The sequence below is a fragment of the Nonomuraea sp. NPDC052116 genome, assembly GCF_040680035.1.
Classification (GTDB): Bacteria; Actinomycetota; Actinomycetes; order Streptosporangiales; family Streptosporangiaceae; genus Nonomuraea; species Nonomuraea angiospora_A.
This window is the reverse complement of record NZ_JBFAWA010000004.1, coordinates 453,273-471,812: the sequence shown is the minus strand read 5'-3', so window position 1 is coordinate 471,812 and position 18,540 is coordinate 453,273. Positions and strand designations below refer to the sequence as shown.

Sequence of the window (18,540 nt, the reverse complement as noted above, 5' to 3'; positions counted from 1 at the left end):
GACCGCCCGCTATCTGGACGGCGACCGCCTGGAGATCACCGGAGCCAGGTGAGGACCGGCCGGAGCCGAGGCCATCTTGAAGCTCCGCGCTGTGATTGCCAACAGCGATCTCGATCAGTACTGGGCTTTCCATGTCGACCGCGAGAACCAGCGCATTCGCCGCAGCCGTCACCAGGACGGATGCACCCTCACAGCCTGACCCAACCAGTTACTGCGGAAGAGCTACACCCATCGGGGTTACGGATGCCTTCGAGCCCTGAGAACGCATAGGCATCGACAACATCAGCCAGTCCTGTCTGTTAGGTCTGTCCAAGTTGGTTGTCCGCCGTTCCGTTGGTGGCGATGGCTACCTCCAGCCCACCTCGGGCCTACACGGACAAGGTACGGCATGCGTCGGCGATAGCTCTGCCACAGCTAATCGACCAAGGCCGCTACGGCGAAGCGCTCCCGCACTTTGGAAAGAAAAACTCGCGATGTGGAAAGCCGTCCGATCGAAAGCAAGTGTCCATTCAACTGCTTCAGGACCTTAAAGGAGTTCTGCAGCAAACTCTTCAAGCCATGATTGACATGCCAATTAGGGTCAATAAGGGAATTGTCGAGGTCATATAGGACAAACTGTTGCATAACGCGTAGTTCTACGAAACGGCTAATGCCGCGGCGTGCCGTTGGGATAATACTCCTCAAGGAATTGGTCAACATGCTCCGGGCAGTAGCCAAAGGAAACCCCATGCTTGCTGAGCTGCCCGCAATGCCTTGTGCGTCCCGTGCTGCTTCCAACGTCCCAGCAGCATCGGCCCTCATCGAAGAGAGCTTTCTCGTCTTCAGTCCATCGCTGGGGATGCGTGTAGGGAGTGATGCACTGGTACAGGTAGTTCATAAGGTTGACCCTTCTTCGACGGACCCCTGATAGTCCGTCGAACATCCGAACATGCTACCGAATCCTTCTGTGCGATTGGCGACACATCCGCGACAGGTCAGCCCTGCGACGAACTGGGTGTGTAAATCGCCGGGTACCGCACACTCGCCCCTACAGGGCACACATGGTGCTAAGGGTGTAACCGCCCAGGTATCTACAGAGGTAGGTGATTCAGGTTAGGTAGATGCAACGGCCGAGACAATCAAACCGATGGCACAGAGATAACCGTTAACAGCAGGGACAGTTTAGTCCTGATTGGTGCTTATGTCCGCAAAGTACCCCCCTTCGTCGTTGCAGGCCAAGGCCGCCCAGGCGGTCGCACGTTTCGGCGAATCCGCTGCTGTCAAACTGAAAGGTGGCGGCCAGCAAGAGGATCAGCTTCGCGCGCCGTTAGAGAGGCTGTTCGAGCATATGGCAGCGGCTCTCGGCGTCTCCGTCACTATGATCGGCGAGATGTCGCTTGCCACCCTTGGCGTGCGGCCTGATTACGCCGTCGATGTGGCCGGCGCCCGGGTAGGCTATGTCGAGCTTAAGGCTCCCGGCCGCGGTGTGCCGACAACCTGGACTCCTAACAAGCACGAGAAGAACCAGTGGGAGAAACTTCGGCTGCTGCCGAATGTTCTCTACACTGATGGCGCTTTGTGGGCGCTGTACCGCGATGGGGAGTTGGTCGGGCAGGTCGCTCGGATGAACGGGGACGTTCGCAAGGCAGGCAGCAAGCTCACTCCCCTTGACGGGGAATTCGCCCGTGTCATCTCCGACTTCCTGCTATGGAAACCGAACCCACCCCGAAACCTTCGCCAGCTCGTCCGCGCGGTGGCGGGTTTGTGCAAGCTGCTGCGGACAGAGGTCGCCGAGACAATCAACCGTGAACGGCGAGGTGAGGAGAAGCAAAGGGTCTTCACCGAACTCAGCCAGGACTGGCGCAAGCTGCTGTTCCCCGGCTTGACTCATGAGGAGTTCGCCGACGCCTACGCCCAGACCGTCACCTTCGCCTTGCTGCTCGCTCGTGTGGACGGCATCGCCTTCGAGAGCCGCACCCTGGGCCAGATCGCCGCCCAGCTCGGCAAGAACCACTCACTCATGGGCAAGGCCCTGGCCGTACTCACTCATGACGCAGTGGAAGGCCGCAGCGTCGTCGTGGAGACCTTGAAGCGGGTCATCGGCGCGGTGGACTGGGACAAGATCAGTGACGGCTCGGCGGACTCTTATCTTCACCTCTACGAACACTTCTTGGACATGTACGACTCCAGCCTTCGGAGAGAGAGCGGGTCGTACTACACCCCCAACGAGGTGGTCTCCTTCATGGTCCGCTTCATCGACGACATCTTGCGGAGCAAGTTCGGACGGGAAGGCGGCTTCGCCTCTGACGACGTGATGGTTGTCGATCCGGCGATGGGGACGGGGACCTACCTGCTCAATATCGTCAACAACGTCGCCCGGACCGTAGAGGAAGAGGAAGGCACGGGAGCCGTCCCCGGCCGGCTCAAGAAACTGTTCGGCCGCCTCATCGGGATGGAACGGCAGACAGGGCCGTACGCGGTGGCCGAACTCCGGTTGAATCAGGCGCTCAAGTCCGAGCATGGCGCCGAGATAGCCGAGAAGGACCAGAAGCTTTACGTCGCCGACACACTGGACAGCCCGTTTGAGAACACGCGGCTTGACCTAGGTTCGATGTATGAGCCGATCGTGCGGTCCCGCCGAGAGGCCAACCGGGTCAAGCGGGACACACCGGTTCAGGTGGTCATCGGCAACCCGCCCTACCGGGAGCGCGCCAAGGGCTTCGGCGGCTGGATCGAGCAGGGGGCGGAGAACTCCGGTCACGGCGTTCCGCTGAAAGCTTTCAGGGCCGAAGGGCTCGGGAAGTACGAATACGTCCTGTCGAACCTGTACGTGTACTTCTGGCGGTGGGCAACGTGGAAGGTCTTCGACGCTCACCCCGAACAGCCCGCGGGCATCGTTGCCTTTATCACCACCTCGGGATACACGACCGGTCCCGGTTTCGCCGGCATGCGGGAGTACCTGCGCCGAACCGCCGACGAGGGGTGGATCATCGACCTGTCGCCGGAAGGTCATCAGCCCGACGTATCCACTCGGGTTTTCCCCGGCGTTCAGCAGCCGCTCTGCATCGGGGTCTTCGTACGGTACGGCGAGGGTGACCGGGAAACTCCCGCGCTGATCCACCACATCAGCTTGTCGGGCCACCGAAATGAGAAGTTCGCCGCTCTGGTACAACTGCGCCTCGACGGCGCGGAGTGGACCAACTGCGCGACCGGCTGGGCTGATCGGCTTCAACCGCCCGGGGGGGATGACTGGCTCAGCTACCCGGCCCTCGGCGACCTGATGCCCTGGCAGGCTCCCGGCGTCAAGCCGAACCGGACGTGGGTTTACGATCCGAACCCCGAAACCCTGCGGTCGCGGTGGGAACGGCTGATCGCAGCGCCCGATGATCGTAAGTCAGTGCTGTTCAGAGAGTCTCGTGACGCCAATCTCACGAAGATCCGCCAGCCCCTGCATGGTCATCCGGTCCGGGACTATCCGTTCAAGGAAGAGCGTGGAAGCTGTCCGGTGCCTGTGCGGGTGGCCTATCGCTCATTCGACCGTCAATGGCTGATACCGGACTCACGGCTTCACCACGCCCCAAGTCCTGACCTCTGGCGAGTGGCGAGCGATATCCAGGTGTTCGCTACCGAGCAACACGCCCATCCCCTCGAAACGGGTCCAGGCATAGTGTTCGCCGCCTACGTGCCCGATATGGATCACACCAATGGCCGCGGTGGGCGCGTGCTTCCGCTCTACCGTGACCGCGCTGCCGGGTTCGTCAACCTCGCCCCGGGCTTCGTCCGCCTGTTGTCTCAGCGCCTCGACCTGCCCGTGACGGCTCCTGACGTGCTGGCCTACATTGCGGCGGTGACCGCGCATAGCGGCTATACCTCGCGCTTCGCGGAGAATCTGCGAACGCCCGGCGTACGGGTTCCGCTCACGGCAGACCCCGAACTGTGGGCGCAGGCAGTACGGGTCGGCAAGCGGATCATCTGGCTGCACACCTACGGCGAACGCTTTGCCGATCCCGTTGAGGGTCGTCCCGCCGGGTCACCCAAGCCGGTCCCTGATCGGCGTGCCAAGGTTCAGGTGGCGATTCCGGGGACGGCCGAGGAGATGCCCGATGACATTTCCTACGATGCCGAGACGGCAACCCTCCACGTCGGCGCTGGCTGCATCTCGCCCGTCCGCCCCGAGGTATGGGCGTACGAGGTGTCCGGGATGAAGGTCGTCAAGAAGTGGTTTGGCTACCGAAAGAAGAACCTGGCGGGTCGCAAGTCCTCGCCCCTCGATGACATTCACACCGAGGAATGGCCCGCGGAGTTCACTACCGAACTACTTCAACTCCTCCACGTGCTCACCCTCTGCGTGGAATTGGAGCCTGAGCAGGCCGATCTACTGGAGCGGATCTGTGCTGGCCCGCTCGTCACCGTGGCCGATCTGGAACAGGGGGACGTATTCCCTGCCCCCGTCGCCGCCCGTAAGCCTCTGGCCGCTGCGTCCCCCGACGCCCCGACTCTGCTGTAAGCGACGATTTTGAGCGGGCTCGGGTGCCTCGGAGGCATCCCGGGCCTGCTACGAGTTGCTGGGGCGTTCGCGTATAGCTTCAGTCCGTGACTCTCGGCCGGTGGCTTACCCCATCATTCGATGGCAAGTGGACCCGTACCGCAGGGCCGCCAGGCCCGAGGAACGGAGGCCACGCGGCAGCCTTACGGACGGATCACCAAGACTTCCAGACGGTTTCTCACTCTAGTGGTAGTGCTTGACGACCCTCAGCGTGTGGGCGGCTGCGGCCGAACCGGCCGGCGATCCGGGCAGCTCGTTGAAGATGACCATCCAGCCGTCAGGGTCTACGCCGTGGCTCGCGGCCACGGTACGATCCTTAATCGGACTTAAGACCGCCGCCCTCGTTGTCCTGAGGGGTCGTGTGGCACCCGCCTTGCCGTCGCACGGCGTACAAGAGGAGCAACAGCAATCGACTTTGCTCTGGCGTGTTCTCGCACCGACCAGAGGCAGTGTCTGAGCCCGGCTGCTCTCGTTCCCGGGACCTATGGCTGCTCGGGCCAGCTCTCTTTTGGAGCCACGAATGTGCCCCGGCCTTGAATCGTGACCACCCAGCCTTCCTCCCGCAGGAGCTCCATGGCGCGGCGGACCGAACCACGGGCGATGCCGTGCTCCTGTTGCAGTGAGCTCTCTGAAGGGACGACCTGCCGTTCCTTCAGGCTGCCCGCCTTGATTCTTTCTCTGATGATCCGCGCGAGCTGCTCATAAATCGGTGTCGGGTCAAGCTGGTCGACTGTCACAGACAGCACGTTAGGGACGGGCTGTCATAGGAGTTACGTTGGGTACGGGCTAGACGTGCTAGACGAGTTGTACGTGCTGCACGTAACCTGGCAGGAAACAAACGGGCCCACCCCGGCGGTGGAAGCGCTGAGGCGGGCCCTTGATCGGACACGGGAGGTCCGACCCATGGGCAAGCCAACCATGGACGACCGGATCACGTCTGTTCTGGTTGCGGACATCCGGACCGTGCTGGAGAAGCACGGTTATCGGCTGCCGCCCGGAAGTGACTACATCCACGAGCTCGTCATGGCGCGCGTCGACGTTGCGCTCAGAAATCTCATCGAGGTCTTCGAAGGGAGGACTGCGTGACATGACGGAGATCGCTGACTTCCATGGCCCGCACTTCGAGCCTCCGCAGGCCAGCTGTGTCGAGGTGCACTGGTACCGACCGTGCCGGCGAGTGCAACGTATTCGTGTGATCTCGCACTCATGCGAGTGCAACGAGTTGCTGTACGAGCTGTGTGCCGGCGGCGGTCTGAGCTTCGTGCGTCGGACGGTTCGGGCCAAGGGCCCTGTTCGGGCCAAGGGCATTGTTCGCGAAAGCGCGTGGATGCTGACCGCGGCGGCGACAAACCTGTACGAGAGGATCTTGCGCGGCGAGGCGCGATGAGACTGGCGCGGCGGGGGTGCGTCACCGTGCATCCGCCGCGTCTCCTGCAGCGCGAGCCAGTTCATGGGGCAGAAGCGCTGACGGTCCTGGCTCGCCCCGTGCCGAACATTTGAGCCTGGGTGTCGTTTGCCCTCGTGCCGCTGAGGCGCTCGAGAGGGTTGCTGCGCCGGTGTCTTTCATTCCTCGGTGAGATGGCGCCTCCGTGAATGGCTTGCCGCGGCGGCTCGGAAGGTGAGTCAGGTGATCAAGAACGGATCCGTCACTCAGTGGCTATAGCCTTGCGTGGTCGTGATATGACTCTCTGTTGACAATAGGTCGCGGGCAGCGATCGGTGATCTTGGGGGTTTGTGACATGGGGCGTATCACTGCCACGCTCGCCAGCCTCACCGTAGCGGGAGTGCTGGTGACGGGGGCTCCCGCCGATGCTGACGCTGCAACGGGCGTTTTGTTCATCAACGGCAAGACGTATTACAACCCGAGCGGCTGCTATCCCGTCGATGGGGCGCCGGCGTACGTCTTCAATGGTGCCAGGGGGGTCGCCTTCATCCATGACGGTCCCAAGTGTGACGCTGAAATCAACGCAGTGCTTCTCCCTGGTCATGCGGGAGTCTCGAAGTACGGCAAGAGCGTTTTCGTGGGGTGATCGGCGCGAGTCGGGCATTTAGTCTATCTAGCGCGAGCTGCTAACTCTGGCTGTGTTGGGCTCCTTCGGTGTGATCTTTGGGGCTCCTGTTGGGCTGCTTGTGAGTGAAGATTTATTGCTTCGAGCCAAGCCTTGATGATCTGTATTCGCGTTTTCATGATCGCCTTGACTGGGAGGGGTGGTAAACCAAGAGTGACGTGCTGGACTGCTGGGGAGGTGCCTGATGATTCCGGGGAACCTTCTCGCAAAGGGCAGTTGCGGGCGGATTCAGGCTTGGGCTCAGTATCCCGTCATGGCTGCTGCTGCGCTCGGTGCCTTTCTTGGCGGGGTATTGCCCGCAAGGGCAGATGATCCTGGCTATTGCCCAAGAGTGTCCGAAGTGGCGTATCAGTTGTATGACATCGAAAAGTGGTGCGCCGCTGTCAACGACGACATCAAGAACGGGCGGCCCCTGGATCTAATGGGGCGTTTGCGAGAAGCGAGAAAGCTGCCGGCCCCCACAGCTTCTCCAGGAGGCGAATCGGATGGTTCGAAGGTCCCGCTGAGGCCGCCCAGCAGTAAAGTATCGGCCAGCCAGGAGCAGCGGTCACCCGGGACAAGGCGCCCATCGACGGAGCAGAGATCAGGTTCTCGGCACCGAAACATGGTTGAGGAGAAGCCGCCGGGGGAGGAACGGATCGTACGTCCGCAGCGAATCTCTTCTCACGAGGTACGACCGAGGCCGCACAAAGCTCGGCAGGGCAGCCGGCGGCATCAAGACCGACATGCCAGGGCAACGCCTTACTCTTCGAGTACACGTTCACAGTCGCCCGCTGGCCCTGGCGAGAGCCCAGCGCCTGACGCCAGTTCTCGCCTATCCCCGGCCCAACGGCAGGAGCGGGAGGCCGCCGGGAAGGGCTTGCTCCTGCCAGCAGGGGCGGCAACCTTCGCCCTTGTGGTGATGCTGCTGAGCGGCCTGCTGGTGCGTTGGGTTCGCGTGCGCATGTCGAACGCCGGGCCGGAGGCGAACTTGCCAACGGTCCACTGCCACAACGAGGACCGCAGCGCTGATCAAAAGCTGGCCGCTGTGCCGGTGAGTGCCACGAGCGTGGGCGTCAAGGGAGAGAACACCTCAGCTAGGTCGGAGGTGGTTCATCCGGGTCCTGCTGTTCCGGAAGCTGTTTCGCCCCCGCCCCCAAAGGCGCTGGTGGTGCCGCCGATCGAGACGCCGAGGCCATCAGTGGCTCAGGTTGAGGTATTGGGTCCTGCGCGACTGATGGTTGCTGGGAAGGAGGTGTCCTTCAGCAGGGGCGAGGGGAGAGCGTTGTTTGCCTTGCTCGCGACAGCTAAGGATGGCGAGTCCTCGGACGCGGTGATCGACCGGTTGTGGCCAGAGGACGGGGAGCGCGGAGCGCGGCGCCTGGAGACGGCTGTGCGCGATATCAACGGGGCGATGCGCCAGGCGACGGGGCTTGGTCCCTCGGTCAAGTTCGTGTTGAAGGTTGGGCAGCGGCGGCGGTTGTCGGCGGCCTACTTTGACGTGGACTGGTGGCGGTTCGAAGAAGCGTACGTACAGGCGAACACCGCCGAGGACGAGAGGACGCGGCGTGAGGCGCTCCGGCGGATGGTGGTCCTCTACCGAGGGCCGTTGCTTGCCGACCGTGATGATGTCTGGTGCCTGCCACTCCGCCAGACCGCTGTCACCCAGGCCGTCACCGCGGTGACTCGGCTTGCTGAGCTTGAGCGTCATTCTGATCCGGATCAGGCGTTGGGCTCCCTGAGACTGGCCGTGGACCGCATTGACCCCTACAACGAGATGTTGTGGTGCAAGATCATGACTATTGAGGGCGAGCTGGGGCGCGTCTCTGAGGTTCGCTGGACATACCAGCAGCTGACGGAGCGCCTGGTAGAGATCGACGCGCGCCCAAGCGCAGAATCGCAGCGCACGTATCAGCGCTTTGTTTAATAGCCGAGCGGGGCCGAGAGCCGGGTGCTGAGGTGCCCACGTCATTGATCGCCGCGCACGAGTTCCCGCTGGTCACGGATTTGGTACGTGGCCAGTATCTGAGGCGACACGAGCTGTGCGGGTGTGGTCCCGTAGATGCGTGCGAGTAGCCGGAGAACGTGGGCGGGGGGTCGGCGGCCGCCGCGGGGCCAGTAGGGGTCGGACCGGGGCGCGTTTCCGGGATTTCTCCCGGGCGTTTCCCCGGCCCGCCCCTCCGAACCGGACGTGCGACTCTCGCCGCATCCGGCTCTCCACGGGTTCCGATGGTTATGTTGCCTCTTCGGTGCTGGGCATGGTCCATGGGCTAGGGATGTGGTGGCCACGCCAGCGATAGAGGGTGGTCCCCGTTTCCTGTGCCAAGTACAGGGCCATGCCGGTCTCTTCCGGTCTTCCCTTGGGCGTGCCGGTCAGGAAGCGCCGGTAGAGGGTCTTCCAGGTGATCCCTTTATGGCGTTTGCGCAGCCACAGCGTTACCCGCCGCCAGGTGAAGGCGTCCAGGTACTTGAAAGTGGCATACGACGGGCCATACCGGAAGTAGTTGCACCATCCCCGCAGCGCGGCGTTCAGTTCGCGCAGCAGGTCGGTAAGAGTCTGGTGTCGGGCCCCGTTCGTGATCGCCCGCACCTTTCCCGTGATGGAGGCGAGTGCCTTCTTCGACGGGTAGTGGTAGACGTATCTGTGGCTGGTTCCTCTCTTGGTGTGCCGCTGGATGCGGAACCCCAGGAAGTCCAGCCCCTCGTCGATGTGGCAGACCCGGGTCTTAGCCTCCGACAGGCATAACCCCAGCGGGGCGAGCACGTCGGATACCTCCTCCCGCAGGGCTTCCGCATGCGCTTTGGAGCCTCTCACCATGATCACGAAATCATCCGCGTAGCGAACGATCCGGAAGGTGGCCCCACCACGCTGACGGTGTACCCTGCGTCGCCACTCTGTGCCATGGGCGTCCCATTTGGCGCAGAAATGCTCGTCCAGCGCCGACAACGCGATGTTGGCGAGCAGCGGCGACAAGATCCCGCCTTGAGGCGTGCCGGTGGTGGAAGTCCTGACCTGCCCGCCTTCGGCCATGATGCCCGCATGCAGGAAGGCCTTGATCAGGGCGAGGACGCGTTTGTCCGCGATCCGCCGCCGCACCCGCGCCATGATCGCGCTGTGTGACAACTCGTCGAAACACGCCTTGATGTCGGCCTCGAACACCCAGTGATAGTTCCGGGAGTTCGAAGCCAGATAGATCACCTCGGCGACCGCGTCCTGTGCCCGCCGCCCGGGGCGGAAGCCGTAGCTGACCGGCTTGAAATCCGCCTCGAAGATCGGCTCCAGAACCAGCTTCAAGGAAGCTTGCACCAGCCGGTCCACCGCAGTTGGTATCCCCAGCCTGCGAAATCTCCCCGGCTGCCCGGCCTTGGGAATCAGACGTTCCCGGACCGGCAGCGGGGAGAACGTGCGGGACTTCACCAACTCCCGCACCTGTGCCAGGAAGGCCACGGTGTCCATGCCGGAGATGAACCGGGGAACCACCCGATCCACCCCCGCGGTGCGCGCGCCCTTGTTGCCCCGCACCCGATCCCACGCGACCGTGAGGAGATCCGGATGCCAGACGAGGTTGAACAGGTCATTGAACACGCGGCCGGGATCATCGGCCGCCCATCGGTGCAGCTTGGCCTGCATCCGCCGTACCCGCCAACCCGCCCGGAACACGTCCGGCCAGTCCGGCAGTTCACCAGTATTCACCAGTGCCTCCAGTCATTGCAGTTCCACGCGTGCGTGAACCCGCTGGACCCCTTCGCCATGCACGCGGCTTTCCCGCGCTCGGACTACTACGGGTCCTCCGCCCCGCCTGAGGTCACCGGCGGACGACGCGCCTGCCCGCTCTCGCCCGCCCGGCAGGCGGACACGAGACGGGAAACCCCAGAACGGTTCCCACGTTCACCACGAACCGATCAACGGACTAGGTGCCCGACTTTGCCCCAGCAGCCTCGCCACGGCTACGCCACAGACCTTCACCGTGGCCTCCCGGCCAGCGAAAACAACCAGCCCAGGAGTTCCCCGCCCCGCAACGGGGGAGCGGGTGCGCGCTGCAGACCAGCCCGAATCCACCGGGTTAGAGCTGGCACGACCCTTGAGGAGCTTTACAGCGTCGGTTCCTTGCGTACACCTTCCCGTCTTGCTAGTCGGACCCGCGCCGTCCGGTAGTACCGGCACGTCCCGTCGTTGTCGGGGCTGCTTCCCACCCTCACCGGCGTCTCCCGGATCAGGCTGCCCCCAGCTTCGCTACCTTGCTGTGACAAGACAACGGTGGCGGTCTTTCACCTCCACTCGGTTACATGGCGCCTCGTGGCGCACGTTCTCGTAGTCGTAGAGGCGGGCCTCGCGCAAGCTCGTGGCTCCGGTGGAATCGAGTGCTGCGTGGGCGGTGATGACCTGGCTGGCGGTGAGTCCGGCGGCGTAGCGGTACAGCCGGAGCGGGCTGGCTGGGTGGTCGAGGCTGAAGACGATGACGATCTGGTCGACCGTGAAGCCGTGCTCTCGTAGTAGGCGGCCTCGATGCCGGCAGTCGAGGAGTGTCTGGTAGCCCTTGCCCGACATGTGTCCACGCTCCCTTCGGCGATGTGGGGTGGTGAACGGTAGGGCGGCTGGCGGGTGAGACTCAAGCCGCTGGTTGGGGTGATCGATCGGGCGTGATGCCTGGTGATCGAGCCCGGTCGGCGCGCGTTGTCGCAGGTAGTTGGGCGCAACGGGCGGGGGTGATGGATGGCGGGCGCTGGGGGTGTGATTCGGGCATGGAGTTGGTTGATGGTGCTGGCCGTCCCCGGATCGGCCGGGGTTTATCGCGGAGGTGACCAGCGGTGGACCAGCGCCACGACGATCACGAGTACGGCCAGGCGGGCGATAGCGCGCCGCTGTATGGGGACGCGCATACGAACGGAAGCGAGCAGCGCCACAAGGTGTGCTTCCCGACTCCTCAGCCGGGCCGGGTCCTGGCGGAGGTTCGGTCGGGACACGGTGGAGGAGGGCTGGTGTGGCGACGGACGTTCGCGGGCCGTGGGGATCAGGCTGCGCCGGCGCGTCGCTTGGTGAGGTTGCTGCTGGAGAACACGCCACGCGCGGAGGATGCGGAGTGGGTGGCGGCGGAGCTGATCAGCAACGCGCTGCGGCACAGCCTGTCCGGTGCGGCAGGCGGCTACTTCGTGGTGGAGGTCGCTCGTTCCGCTCATCTGGCGCGGGTCGTCCTCTACGACCTGGGAGGAGGAGCCGTTCCGGCTCTCGATCGTGGCGTTCCGGCCGCTCGGAGGACCGAGACGGGGCAGCGAGAGGACGGGCGCGGGCTGGTGGGAGTGGCCCAGCTGGCGGCGGCGATGGGTGTGTGCGGGGACCCGATCACCGGGCACGCGGTCTGGGCCGAGCTCAGCCTCGCCCCATTCGGTGATCAGGAACGCCAACAGCTCTTTTCGGCCCCTGGTCAAGAGGGCGATGCTGCCGCCTGGGGGAGCGTGCTCTCACCTGACGATGCAGGGACGGCTCCCGCACACATGGCACTCTCTGCGTCGGATGAATCCCAAGTGCAGGCATCTCCGCAGCGCGGATGGCAACCGGACCAAGCTGGACGGGAGGGCTTTGCGCTGGACCCTTCCACGCGGCTGCTGGAGGCGCCGTGAGCCACCGTGCGGACCCAGCGTCCGCATTCGGGCAGGAGCCATGGGCGCAGCGTGAGCTCGGCCGGTTGCGTCAGGAGTATCCGCACTGGGCGTTCCTCGTGGTGAGCTACCGGTGGATTGCGCTCCGCGGCAAGCAGGCGGTGATCACCGCTTACGGGCCAGGTGAACTCCGGGATGGCCTGCTGGAGGCTGATGGGCGCAGCACGGTTGACGTAGCGGCAAGAAGGTTGGCCCCAGAGACCAAGTTCGTGCCACGGCCGGGCGCTGTCGGCGGAATGGCTGGGGCGGGGCCGGGGGACACGGTCGTGGGTGATGTACCGCGACAGGCGGTGTTGCACGCGCACCGGTCCGAAACTGGCACGTGGGCGGCCGTGGCCCATCCCGTACGGGGATGGGGGCGGTGGCCCTGGCCACGGCTGCGTAGACGTAGCGCGACGTACAGCTAGCACGATCGCGTGGTAACTGGTGGGTCTCCTGAGGAGGAGAAGGCAAGGCGGCCGACATTTGGCCATGTCCTCGACTTGATCTCGTCGGACACAGAAATCATCCGCTTGATCTCCGCGTCGGCTGTAAATGGGCGCCTGCTTGTGAAGACGGTATGAGCTGATGAATGCGGGCTCGGACCAAACACCAGTGATGGCGGGCGTCGGCGGTGACATTGGTGGCCTGCGCCAGCGGCGCGAGGAACTTGGGTCTCTTGGGCGGTGCGGGCAGGGGAGAGGCGGGCTGCTCGCCGGTGAGATCGGCGTGGAGATGCAGATAGCGCTCCTGCGCGCCATTAAGACCGCTACTCGCGATAGCGATGTCTTGCCAGGTCAGGGTGGTCTTGGACTGCGCGATGCACGGCCCGACTCGCCTATAGGCGAGGCTACGAATAGATGGGCCGGGGATTCTGATGGGCTTGACTGTTCCTGCTGGTTGCCGGCGCCCAGCGGCGTGCTTTACCTGCTGACGTTCTGGCAGGCGTCGTGTGCGGCGGTCCGCTCGGCGACAGCCGAGCAGAACCTTCGCCCGCCGGTGTGCCCGGCCGCGTCGCCGCATGGTGAGCCCCGGACGGCGGTCCGGGTGGTGCGCCGTACCCCCGCCCACGGCGCATGGCTGTGGCCCCGGCCGCCTATGGGCGTGTCGGGGCCAGGGGCGGCGGGGCTGTCAGACAGTGGCGGGGACGGTGTACGCGGCGTGTGCGGCGGCGATGAGGGCCACGTCGGCGACGGGAGTGCCGGGGGGAACGGTAGCCAGCTGGATGCGGTCGGGGGCGTGACCGGGGTGGCGGCGTACGTCCTCGACGATCACGGGTCGGCCGGGGCCGTCGGGGATGGTGAGTTGGTAGACGTGGCCGTCAGGGGACCGGTAGCCCTGGATGATTTGCCGTCCGTCCCCGGCGTTGCCTTGATCGCTACGCGTGAAGCCGTGCGCGGCAAGGGCGCGCGTGTAGGGCAGGGTCTTGGGCGTTCGGTCATGTTCTTTATCCCTTCCGTTTCCGGCCCACGGCCAGCGTGCCCGGATTTCCTGTGCCATTTCTATGGACGCTCGATCCGGTAATGATGTCAAGTCGAAACGGGGATTGATGTCGAGATCCGATTAATTCCTGAACGGGCATGAGGGATGGATGGCCGTAGTTGTGGAAATATGGTGCGACTGGATCACGGTCATAATGTAAAGCCGATCGGCCCGCCTTCTCGTGAGATGTTTTAGCAGCTCAGAGAAGACTTTGGTGAGGATAGCCTCTCCAGCCGTTGGGGTGACGAAAAATATCCGGAGACCGCTTGCCATAGGCGCGTTATGCGAGCCATCGTCGAGCCAACCCAAAACGCCGACCCCGAAAATCGGGGGGCGAATCTTGCGGGAAGGGAGACGTTTCAATGGCTATTCATGCCCCGGAAATCGCGTCCGCTGGCGCTGGCGAAATCGCGTCGGATGTCGCCCCGAGAGCCGTCGACGTACCGGACGTGCCGCCCCTGGACGGCAATGGCGCGGACGGTACGGACGGCCGTCAGGAGGCAATGTGGGCGGCGCTGGTGGCCAACCCCGGTACGTCGGCCACGGCGGTTGGCGCGGCGGCGGGGATGAGCCGGATGGCGGCGGGCAAGATCCTCAACCAGCTGGAAGGCGAAGGCCGAGCCCGCCGGGTTGCGGGCGGTTACGACGGGCAGGGACGGGGCCGGACCCCGGACCGCTGGTACCCGATCATCACCGACGCCGCCACATCCGACGCTCTTTCCGCGCCGGATCAGGACGAGCCCGATTCGCCTTGCGCACCCGACACTTCGGCGTCCGCTGCCGAGGTGGTCATCAACGGCGCCCCAACGCCTGACGCCCCCTCCATGGGGATCGCTGAGACGCAAAATGAGCCGGAGGCCACCGCAAACGCGGAGTCACTCGTGTCAACCGACATCGACGCTGGTGAAGCCTCCCCTGCGGCTGAAGCCCCAGAGACGGAGGACGGTCCAGCCCCAAATAGCCCTACGGCGGCTGCCCTCGATGAACGGCTGGAAAGAGACGAGGATGCGCCGGACACGGAGCCGGGGGCCGAGGAGGATCCAGCGCGCGAGCAGGCGCGGGCCGAGCTTTTGGAGCTGGCCGAGCTGTTGCTGGGGACGGCGGCCGCGATGGAGGCGGACGGGGATGCAGTACTGGCTCTGGGGCGGCTCGAGATGGCCATGGCCAAGGCTCCGCAGGTACACCGCGCCGTTCGCTCGGTGCTGACCGGTACCACTCCACCTCAGGCCCGGGCGGCGACCAGGGCCAGTGCCCAGGACGCCAGGACGGCGGGCACGGTCCGGCATGGCGCGTTGCGGGATCGGGTGCTCGCGCACCTGGCCGAGCATCCGGGCAAGGAGTTCACCCCGTACGAGATCGGCCGGGTGCTGGACTCCTCGTCCGGCGCGGTGGCCAATGCTCTGGACCGGCTGGTCAGCCTCGGTCAGGCCGAGCTGACCTGCGAGCGGCCCCGCCGGTTCGCCCTCGCCGACGACCCGGACTCCGGCCGCTGATGCGCGCGGCGGGGATGGGCCCCGGACGCGCCATCCCCGCCGCACAGGCACGGCGTCGCCTGCCTAGGGCGGCCCGCCCGGCCCCTGCTCGTCCCCGTTACGGCTGAGCCCAGAACGCCCGTCCTCCATCCGTTCCTTCACACCCAATTCACGACCGCCTTCGAGGAGGCATCCGCCATGGCTCACGAGATCGAAATCTTCGCCAACGGTTCTGCCGGGTTCGCGGCCGCCGGGAAGCCCGGCTGGCACCGGCTCGGTTACACCGCCCCCGGCCCGATGACCGCCGAGGAACTGCTCACCAACGCCCAGCTCGCCGGGTGGAACGTGCGCAAGGTGCCGGTCGGCACGGTGACCGACCCGGACACCGGCCAGCCCGTGACCAGCGAGGAGGACTTCCTCATCGTCCGCACGAACCCGGTCACCGGCGAGCCGGAGCGCCTCGGCATGGTGGGTAAGGAATACAAGATCGTTCAGAACGAGGAGGTCGCCGACTTCCTGCAGACCCTCGTGGACGAGTCCGGGGCCATCTTCGACACCGGCGGATCGCTGAACGGCGGACGGCGGGTGTTCGTCACCATGCGCCTGCCCGAACCGCTCATGGTCGGCGGGCACGACCAGCTCGACCTGTACCTCGCGGCCTTCTCCCGGCACGACGGCTGGGGGGCCTTCACCACGGTTGCCACTCCCGTACGAGTGGTGTGCGCGAACACCGAACGGGCCGCACTGCGCAACCACGCCTCGATGTTCCGGGTCCGCCACACCGGCCACATCGCGGGCCGGATCGCCGAGGCGCGGGAGGCCCTCAAGCTGACCTGGCGGCACGGGGAGGCGTTCGCCGCCGAGGCCGAGAAGCTTCTCGCGATTCCGATGGACGTCAAGGAGTTCCGCCAGTTCACCAACACCCTGCACCCGCTCGCCCCGGACGCCAAGGAGATCACTCGCCGCAACCACGAGCTGGCCATGCGGGAGCTGGAGTACCTGTTCACCACCGCGCCCACGCAGGAGCCGATCCGCAACACCCGCTGGGCCGCATACAACGCGGTCACCGAGCGGCTGGACCACCGCAGCCCGGTGATCGGACCGCGCGAAAGCGCCGTGGTCCGGGCCGAGCGCGCCCTGCTTACCGACCACGACAACACCAAGATCAAGATCCGTGCCTTCAAGCTCCTCGCGACCGCCTGAACGCCCGCGACGCCGGTACGGCCTGCCCGGGGCCGGGCCGTACCGGAACCTTCCCTCGGTCCCCGGGTCCAGTCAGCTCATACCTCGGGAGAACGACGTGACCCAGTTCGAAGACCTGGCCGAAACCCACCACGCCAACGCCGCACTCGAGTCATGTGACGCGATCGGCAAGCTCACCTACGCCGCCGAGTCTGGTCAGGAGCTCCGTTCCGATGACCTGGCCCGGCTCGCCGTCACCCAGTACGTCTGCGGCTGGTGGCAGCAGGTCATGGACTTGATCAACAGTGAGGAAGCCGACGGAGCGGAAGCCATCATGCGCATCCGCCGCGAGGCCGAACAGCGCCTGCTGACCGGCTACCCGACCATCTACGGCGACCTGTTCGCCCAGGCCATGGCTCAGGCGGGCCGTCAGGCCACCCGGCAGTTCCTGGCCACCACCCAGCCCCTTGCCGACGCTCTGTCCAAGCTCGCCGCCACCGCCGGACCTGCTTTGACGGCCTCGGCCACACCTCACGACCCGGCAGCCACCGCATCGCCGACCCGTGCGTGGGAGTCGGGGCGGCTGTGAGTGGCCTCCGGGTGGCTCTACCTCTGACCTCTCCACCGAAAGGAACGATCACCTTGAACATCCCCAGCGACCGCCGCGCCCCGTACGCAGGTGCGCAATCGGTGGCGGTTCCGCCTACGTCGCCCGGCACGGCGGACGAGCCCAGCTCACCGCGATCCGGGACGGTAAGTCCACTCGCGCTGGCTGACGAACGAGTGCACGAGGCGCTCGCCGCCGCCCAACACGCCGCACACGCGGCCGCCGCCGAGGTGGCCTACCTGCTGCAACGCGGGCTACGACTGACCAGCGAGCCGCTGTACCAGGCGACCTACACCCAGGCGCTGCGCACGTGGTGGGAGCAGGTCGGCGAGCAGCTCAGCGAGCGGAACCTGGAGGCTGACCATGCGCTCCGCCGAGTGCGCTCGTGGGCGCGAACCTACCTGACCGCCGAGATCGGCTCCACCCAGCCAGGCACCCTGCTCGATCACGCCCTCGCACATGCCTCCAGGGCAGCCGCCCGTCGCTTTCTGACCGCCACCGGCGAACTGCTCGCTGAACACGCAACCCGGCACGGGGACTTTTCCACCAGCCCCTCATCCCCAACCGGCGCATGACCGCTCGTCTCCGACAAGGTCCCCACCACGGCGAAACGCCCATTGATCTTGGAAAGGACATCACTCTCGTGAACGACCCCACACCCCCTCACCTGTCCGGTGAGCCTTCGTTGCGGGCCCTGGTCCGGCAGCAACAGCAGGTGAACAAGGACACAGTCGACGGCCTGGCTTCGCGACTGGCTCATGGTTACAGGCTCAGCGCCGAACAACTGTGTGCCGCCCTGCAGGCCAACCTCCTGCTCCACTGGTGGAACATGCTCGGGCGGTACGGCGAGCAGCACGGGCTGGGCATGGTCCGCGCGATGGCCAAGTTCAGCTTCTGGGTCAGCTGCTACCGCACCCAGGACCTCGCAGACGCTCGCCCTGCTAAGGGGCTCGATGGCGCCACCGACAAGGAACTCGCACTCGCACATCTCGACTGCGCGCTGGAGCTGATCAAGCGGGCTGCCGCCCGCGAATTCCTCGACAAGGCATCGGAGAACCCCTCGCCCCGAACGGAGCAGCCCAAGTGAATACGCACGCCCCAGGATCACGGCCGCACCCCAACCCCCTGGATGAGTCCCAGATCGAGACGTTCCAGATGTTGGCCTGGAAGTGGGACATCACCGCCGCCAAGCAGCTCACGCAGGGCCGCGAGCCCACCGGCCAGCTTGACCCGCAGACGTGGGCGGGCATGCTCTACCTGATCCGCATCGACCACGCGCACGCGGCCAGCGTGAACCTGGACGAGCCGCTGATCGCGGTGCCGATCCCGGACGTGGGCTGGCTGATCGTCGATGGCTGGCACCGGATCCACAAGGCCCTCACCCAGGGGGTGGAGAAGCTGCCGGTCATCGTGTTGACCGCCGAGGAGGAGCTGGCCTGCCGCATCTTCGGCGGGGAGAAGGGCCAATCCCGGCGGTAGCCGAAGTCCGGTGGCGTAGGTGGTCTGCCCCGGTCACGCACCTGTGGTGTGTGGCCGGGGCACACCTCCTGCACCACCGGCCCTCGCGCGAGGACACCCGCGACGCCC

Annotated in this window: 17 protein-coding genes and 1 pseudogene; 13 read left to right on the top strand and 5 right to left on the bottom strand. The window is 65.3% G+C overall.

All coding sequences use genetic code 11. The features are described 5' to 3' along the window. A pseudogene (locus AB0L65_RS10295) lies at positions 1-199 on the top strand (ISKra4 family transposase); the annotation flags it as partial. A gap of 1,008 nt (positions 200-1,207) precedes the next feature. Further along, a complete protein-coding gene (locus AB0L65_RS10290) occupies positions 1,208-4,486 on the top strand; it encodes a type ISP restriction/modification enzyme (protein WP_364242806.1) in 3,279 nt (1,092 codons plus the stop codon). A gap of 222 nt (positions 4,487-4,708) precedes the next feature. On the opposite strand, the gene AB0L65_RS10285 is transcribed toward AB0L65_RS10290, so the two are convergent. Both AB0L65_RS10285 and AB0L65_RS10280 read right to left on the bottom strand, forming a co-directional pair. Continuing rightward, positions 4,709-4,831, bottom strand: coding sequence for a hypothetical protein (locus tag AB0L65_RS10285; protein WP_364242803.1), 123 nt, complete (start codon positions 4,829-4,831; stop codon positions 4,709-4,711). A 176-nt stretch (positions 4,832-5,007) separates the two neighbouring features. Then, the gene (locus AB0L65_RS10280; protein ID WP_364242800.1) at positions 5,008-5,262 is read right to left on the bottom strand and encodes a GntR family transcriptional regulator; all 255 of its coding nucleotides are present in this window, start codon (positions 5,260-5,262) and stop codon (positions 5,008-5,010) included. Between the two features lie 166 nt (positions 5,263-5,428). On the opposite strand from AB0L65_RS10280, the gene AB0L65_RS10275 reads away from it, so the two are divergent. From AB0L65_RS10275 to AB0L65_RS10260, 4 genes are all read left to right on the top strand, one after another. Further along, on the top strand, positions 5,429-5,611 hold the full coding sequence (locus tag AB0L65_RS10275) for a hypothetical protein (protein ID WP_364242797.1): 183 nt from the start codon (positions 5,429-5,431) through the stop codon (positions 5,609-5,611). 1 nt (position 5,612) lies between these two features. After that, positions 5,613-5,912 (top strand): hypothetical protein, encoded by a 300-nt coding sequence (locus tag AB0L65_RS10270; RefSeq protein WP_364242795.1) that lies wholly within the window; start codon positions 5,613-5,615, stop codon positions 5,910-5,912. 352 nt (positions 5,913-6,264) lie between these two features. Next, on the top strand, positions 6,265-6,555 hold the full coding sequence (locus tag AB0L65_RS10265; RefSeq protein WP_364242792.1) for a hypothetical protein: 291 nt from the start codon (positions 6,265-6,267) through the stop codon (positions 6,553-6,555). 940 nt (positions 6,556-7,495) lie between these two features. Next, positions 7,496-8,500, top strand: coding sequence for a bacterial transcriptional activator domain-containing protein (locus AB0L65_RS10260; protein ID WP_364242845.1), 1,005 nt, complete (start codon positions 7,496-7,498; stop codon positions 8,498-8,500). 306 nt (positions 8,501-8,806) lie between these two features. Here the strand turns inward: AB0L65_RS10260 and ltrA are convergent, their stop codons facing one another. Together ltrA and AB0L65_RS10250 are read right to left on the bottom strand one after the other, a co-directional pair. Beyond that, positions 8,807-10,267 carry a group II intron reverse transcriptase/maturase gene (gene ltrA / locus AB0L65_RS10255; protein WP_364242789.1) on the bottom strand — a complete coding sequence of 487 codons (1,461 nt, stop codon included), beginning with the start codon at positions 10,265-10,267 and terminating at the stop codon, positions 8,807-8,809. A gap of 540 nt (positions 10,268-10,807) precedes the next feature. Beyond that, positions 10,808-11,122 (bottom strand): hypothetical protein, encoded by a 315-nt coding sequence (locus tag AB0L65_RS10250; RefSeq protein WP_364242786.1) that lies wholly within the window; start codon positions 11,120-11,122, stop codon positions 10,808-10,810. Between the two features lie 494 nt (positions 11,123-11,616). Here AB0L65_RS10250 and AB0L65_RS10245 point away from each other — a divergent pair, with 494 nt between their 5' ends. Further along, positions 11,617-12,192 carry an ATP-binding protein gene (locus AB0L65_RS10245; RefSeq protein WP_364242783.1) on the top strand — a complete coding sequence of 192 codons (576 nt, stop codon included), beginning with the start codon at positions 11,617-11,619 and terminating at the stop codon, positions 12,190-12,192. Between the two features lie 1,149 nt (positions 12,193-13,341). On the opposite strand, the gene AB0L65_RS10240 is transcribed toward AB0L65_RS10245, so the two are convergent. After that, positions 13,342-13,710, bottom strand: a complete 369-nt coding sequence (locus AB0L65_RS10240; protein ID WP_364242780.1) for a hypothetical protein — start codon at positions 13,708-13,710, stop codon at positions 13,342-13,344. 344 nt (positions 13,711-14,054) lie between these two features. Here AB0L65_RS10240 and AB0L65_RS10235 point away from each other — a divergent pair, with 344 nt between their 5' ends. From AB0L65_RS10235 to AB0L65_RS10210, 6 genes are all read left to right on the top strand, one after another. After that, positions 14,055-15,185 carry a hypothetical protein gene (locus tag AB0L65_RS10235; protein ID WP_364242777.1) on the top strand — a complete coding sequence of 377 codons (1,131 nt, stop codon included), beginning with the start codon at positions 14,055-14,057 and terminating at the stop codon, positions 15,183-15,185. A 177-nt stretch (positions 15,186-15,362) separates the two neighbouring features. Beyond that, positions 15,363-16,367, top strand: a complete 1,005-nt coding sequence (locus tag AB0L65_RS10230) for a DUF932 domain-containing protein (RefSeq protein ID WP_364242774.1) — start codon at positions 15,363-15,365, stop codon at positions 16,365-16,367. A gap of 97 nt (positions 16,368-16,464) precedes the next feature. Further along, positions 16,465-16,935: a hypothetical protein gene (locus tag AB0L65_RS10225; protein ID WP_364242771.1), complete on the top strand. Its 471-nt coding sequence runs from the start codon at positions 16,465-16,467 to the stop codon at positions 16,933-16,935. Between the two features lie 53 nt (positions 16,936-16,988). Next, on the top strand, positions 16,989-17,528 hold the full coding sequence (locus AB0L65_RS10220) for a hypothetical protein (RefSeq protein WP_364242768.1): 540 nt from the start codon (positions 16,989-16,991) through the stop codon (positions 17,526-17,528). A 68-nt stretch (positions 17,529-17,596) separates the two neighbouring features. After that, on the top strand, positions 17,597-18,040 hold the full coding sequence (locus tag AB0L65_RS10215) for a hypothetical protein (protein ID WP_364242765.1): 444 nt from the start codon (positions 17,597-17,599) through the stop codon (positions 18,038-18,040). Continuing rightward, a complete protein-coding gene (locus tag AB0L65_RS10210) occupies positions 18,037-18,432 on the top strand; it encodes a ParB N-terminal domain-containing protein (RefSeq protein WP_364242762.1) in 396 nt (131 codons plus the stop codon). The genes AB0L65_RS10215 and AB0L65_RS10210 overlap by 4 nt, the downstream gene beginning before the upstream one ends. The last annotated feature ends 108 nt before the right edge of the window (positions 18,433-18,540 follow it).

Excerpts from the sequence above, each read along its gene's own strand:
- AB0L65_RS10235 (WP_364242777.1), top strand. The coding sequence starts at position 14,055 with ATGGCTATTCATGCCCCGGAAATCGCGTCCGCTGGCGCTGGCGAAATC.
- AB0L65_RS10240 (WP_364242780.1), bottom strand. The coding sequence starts at position 13,710 with ATGGCACAGGAAATCCGGGCACGCTGGCCGTGGGCCGGAAACGGAAGG.
- AB0L65_RS10260 (WP_364242845.1), top strand. The coding sequence starts at position 7,496 with ATGCTGCTGAGCGGCCTGCTGGTGCGTTGGGTTCGCGTGCGCATGTCG.
- AB0L65_RS10265 (WP_364242792.1), top strand. The coding sequence starts at position 6,265 with ATGGGGCGTATCACTGCCACGCTCGCCAGCCTCACCGTAGCGGGAGTG.
- AB0L65_RS10250 (WP_364242786.1), bottom strand. The coding sequence starts at position 11,122 with ATGTCGGGCAAGGGCTACCAGACACTCCTCGACTGCCGGCATCGAGGC.
- AB0L65_RS10270 (WP_364242795.1), top strand. The coding sequence starts at position 5,613 with ATGACGGAGATCGCTGACTTCCATGGCCCGCACTTCGAGCCTCCGCAG.
- AB0L65_RS10275 (WP_364242797.1), top strand. The coding sequence starts at position 5,429 with ATGGGCAAGCCAACCATGGACGACCGGATCACGTCTGTTCTGGTTGCG.
- AB0L65_RS10230 (WP_364242774.1), top strand. The coding sequence starts at position 15,363 with ATGGCTCACGAGATCGAAATCTTCGCCAACGGTTCTGCCGGGTTCGCG.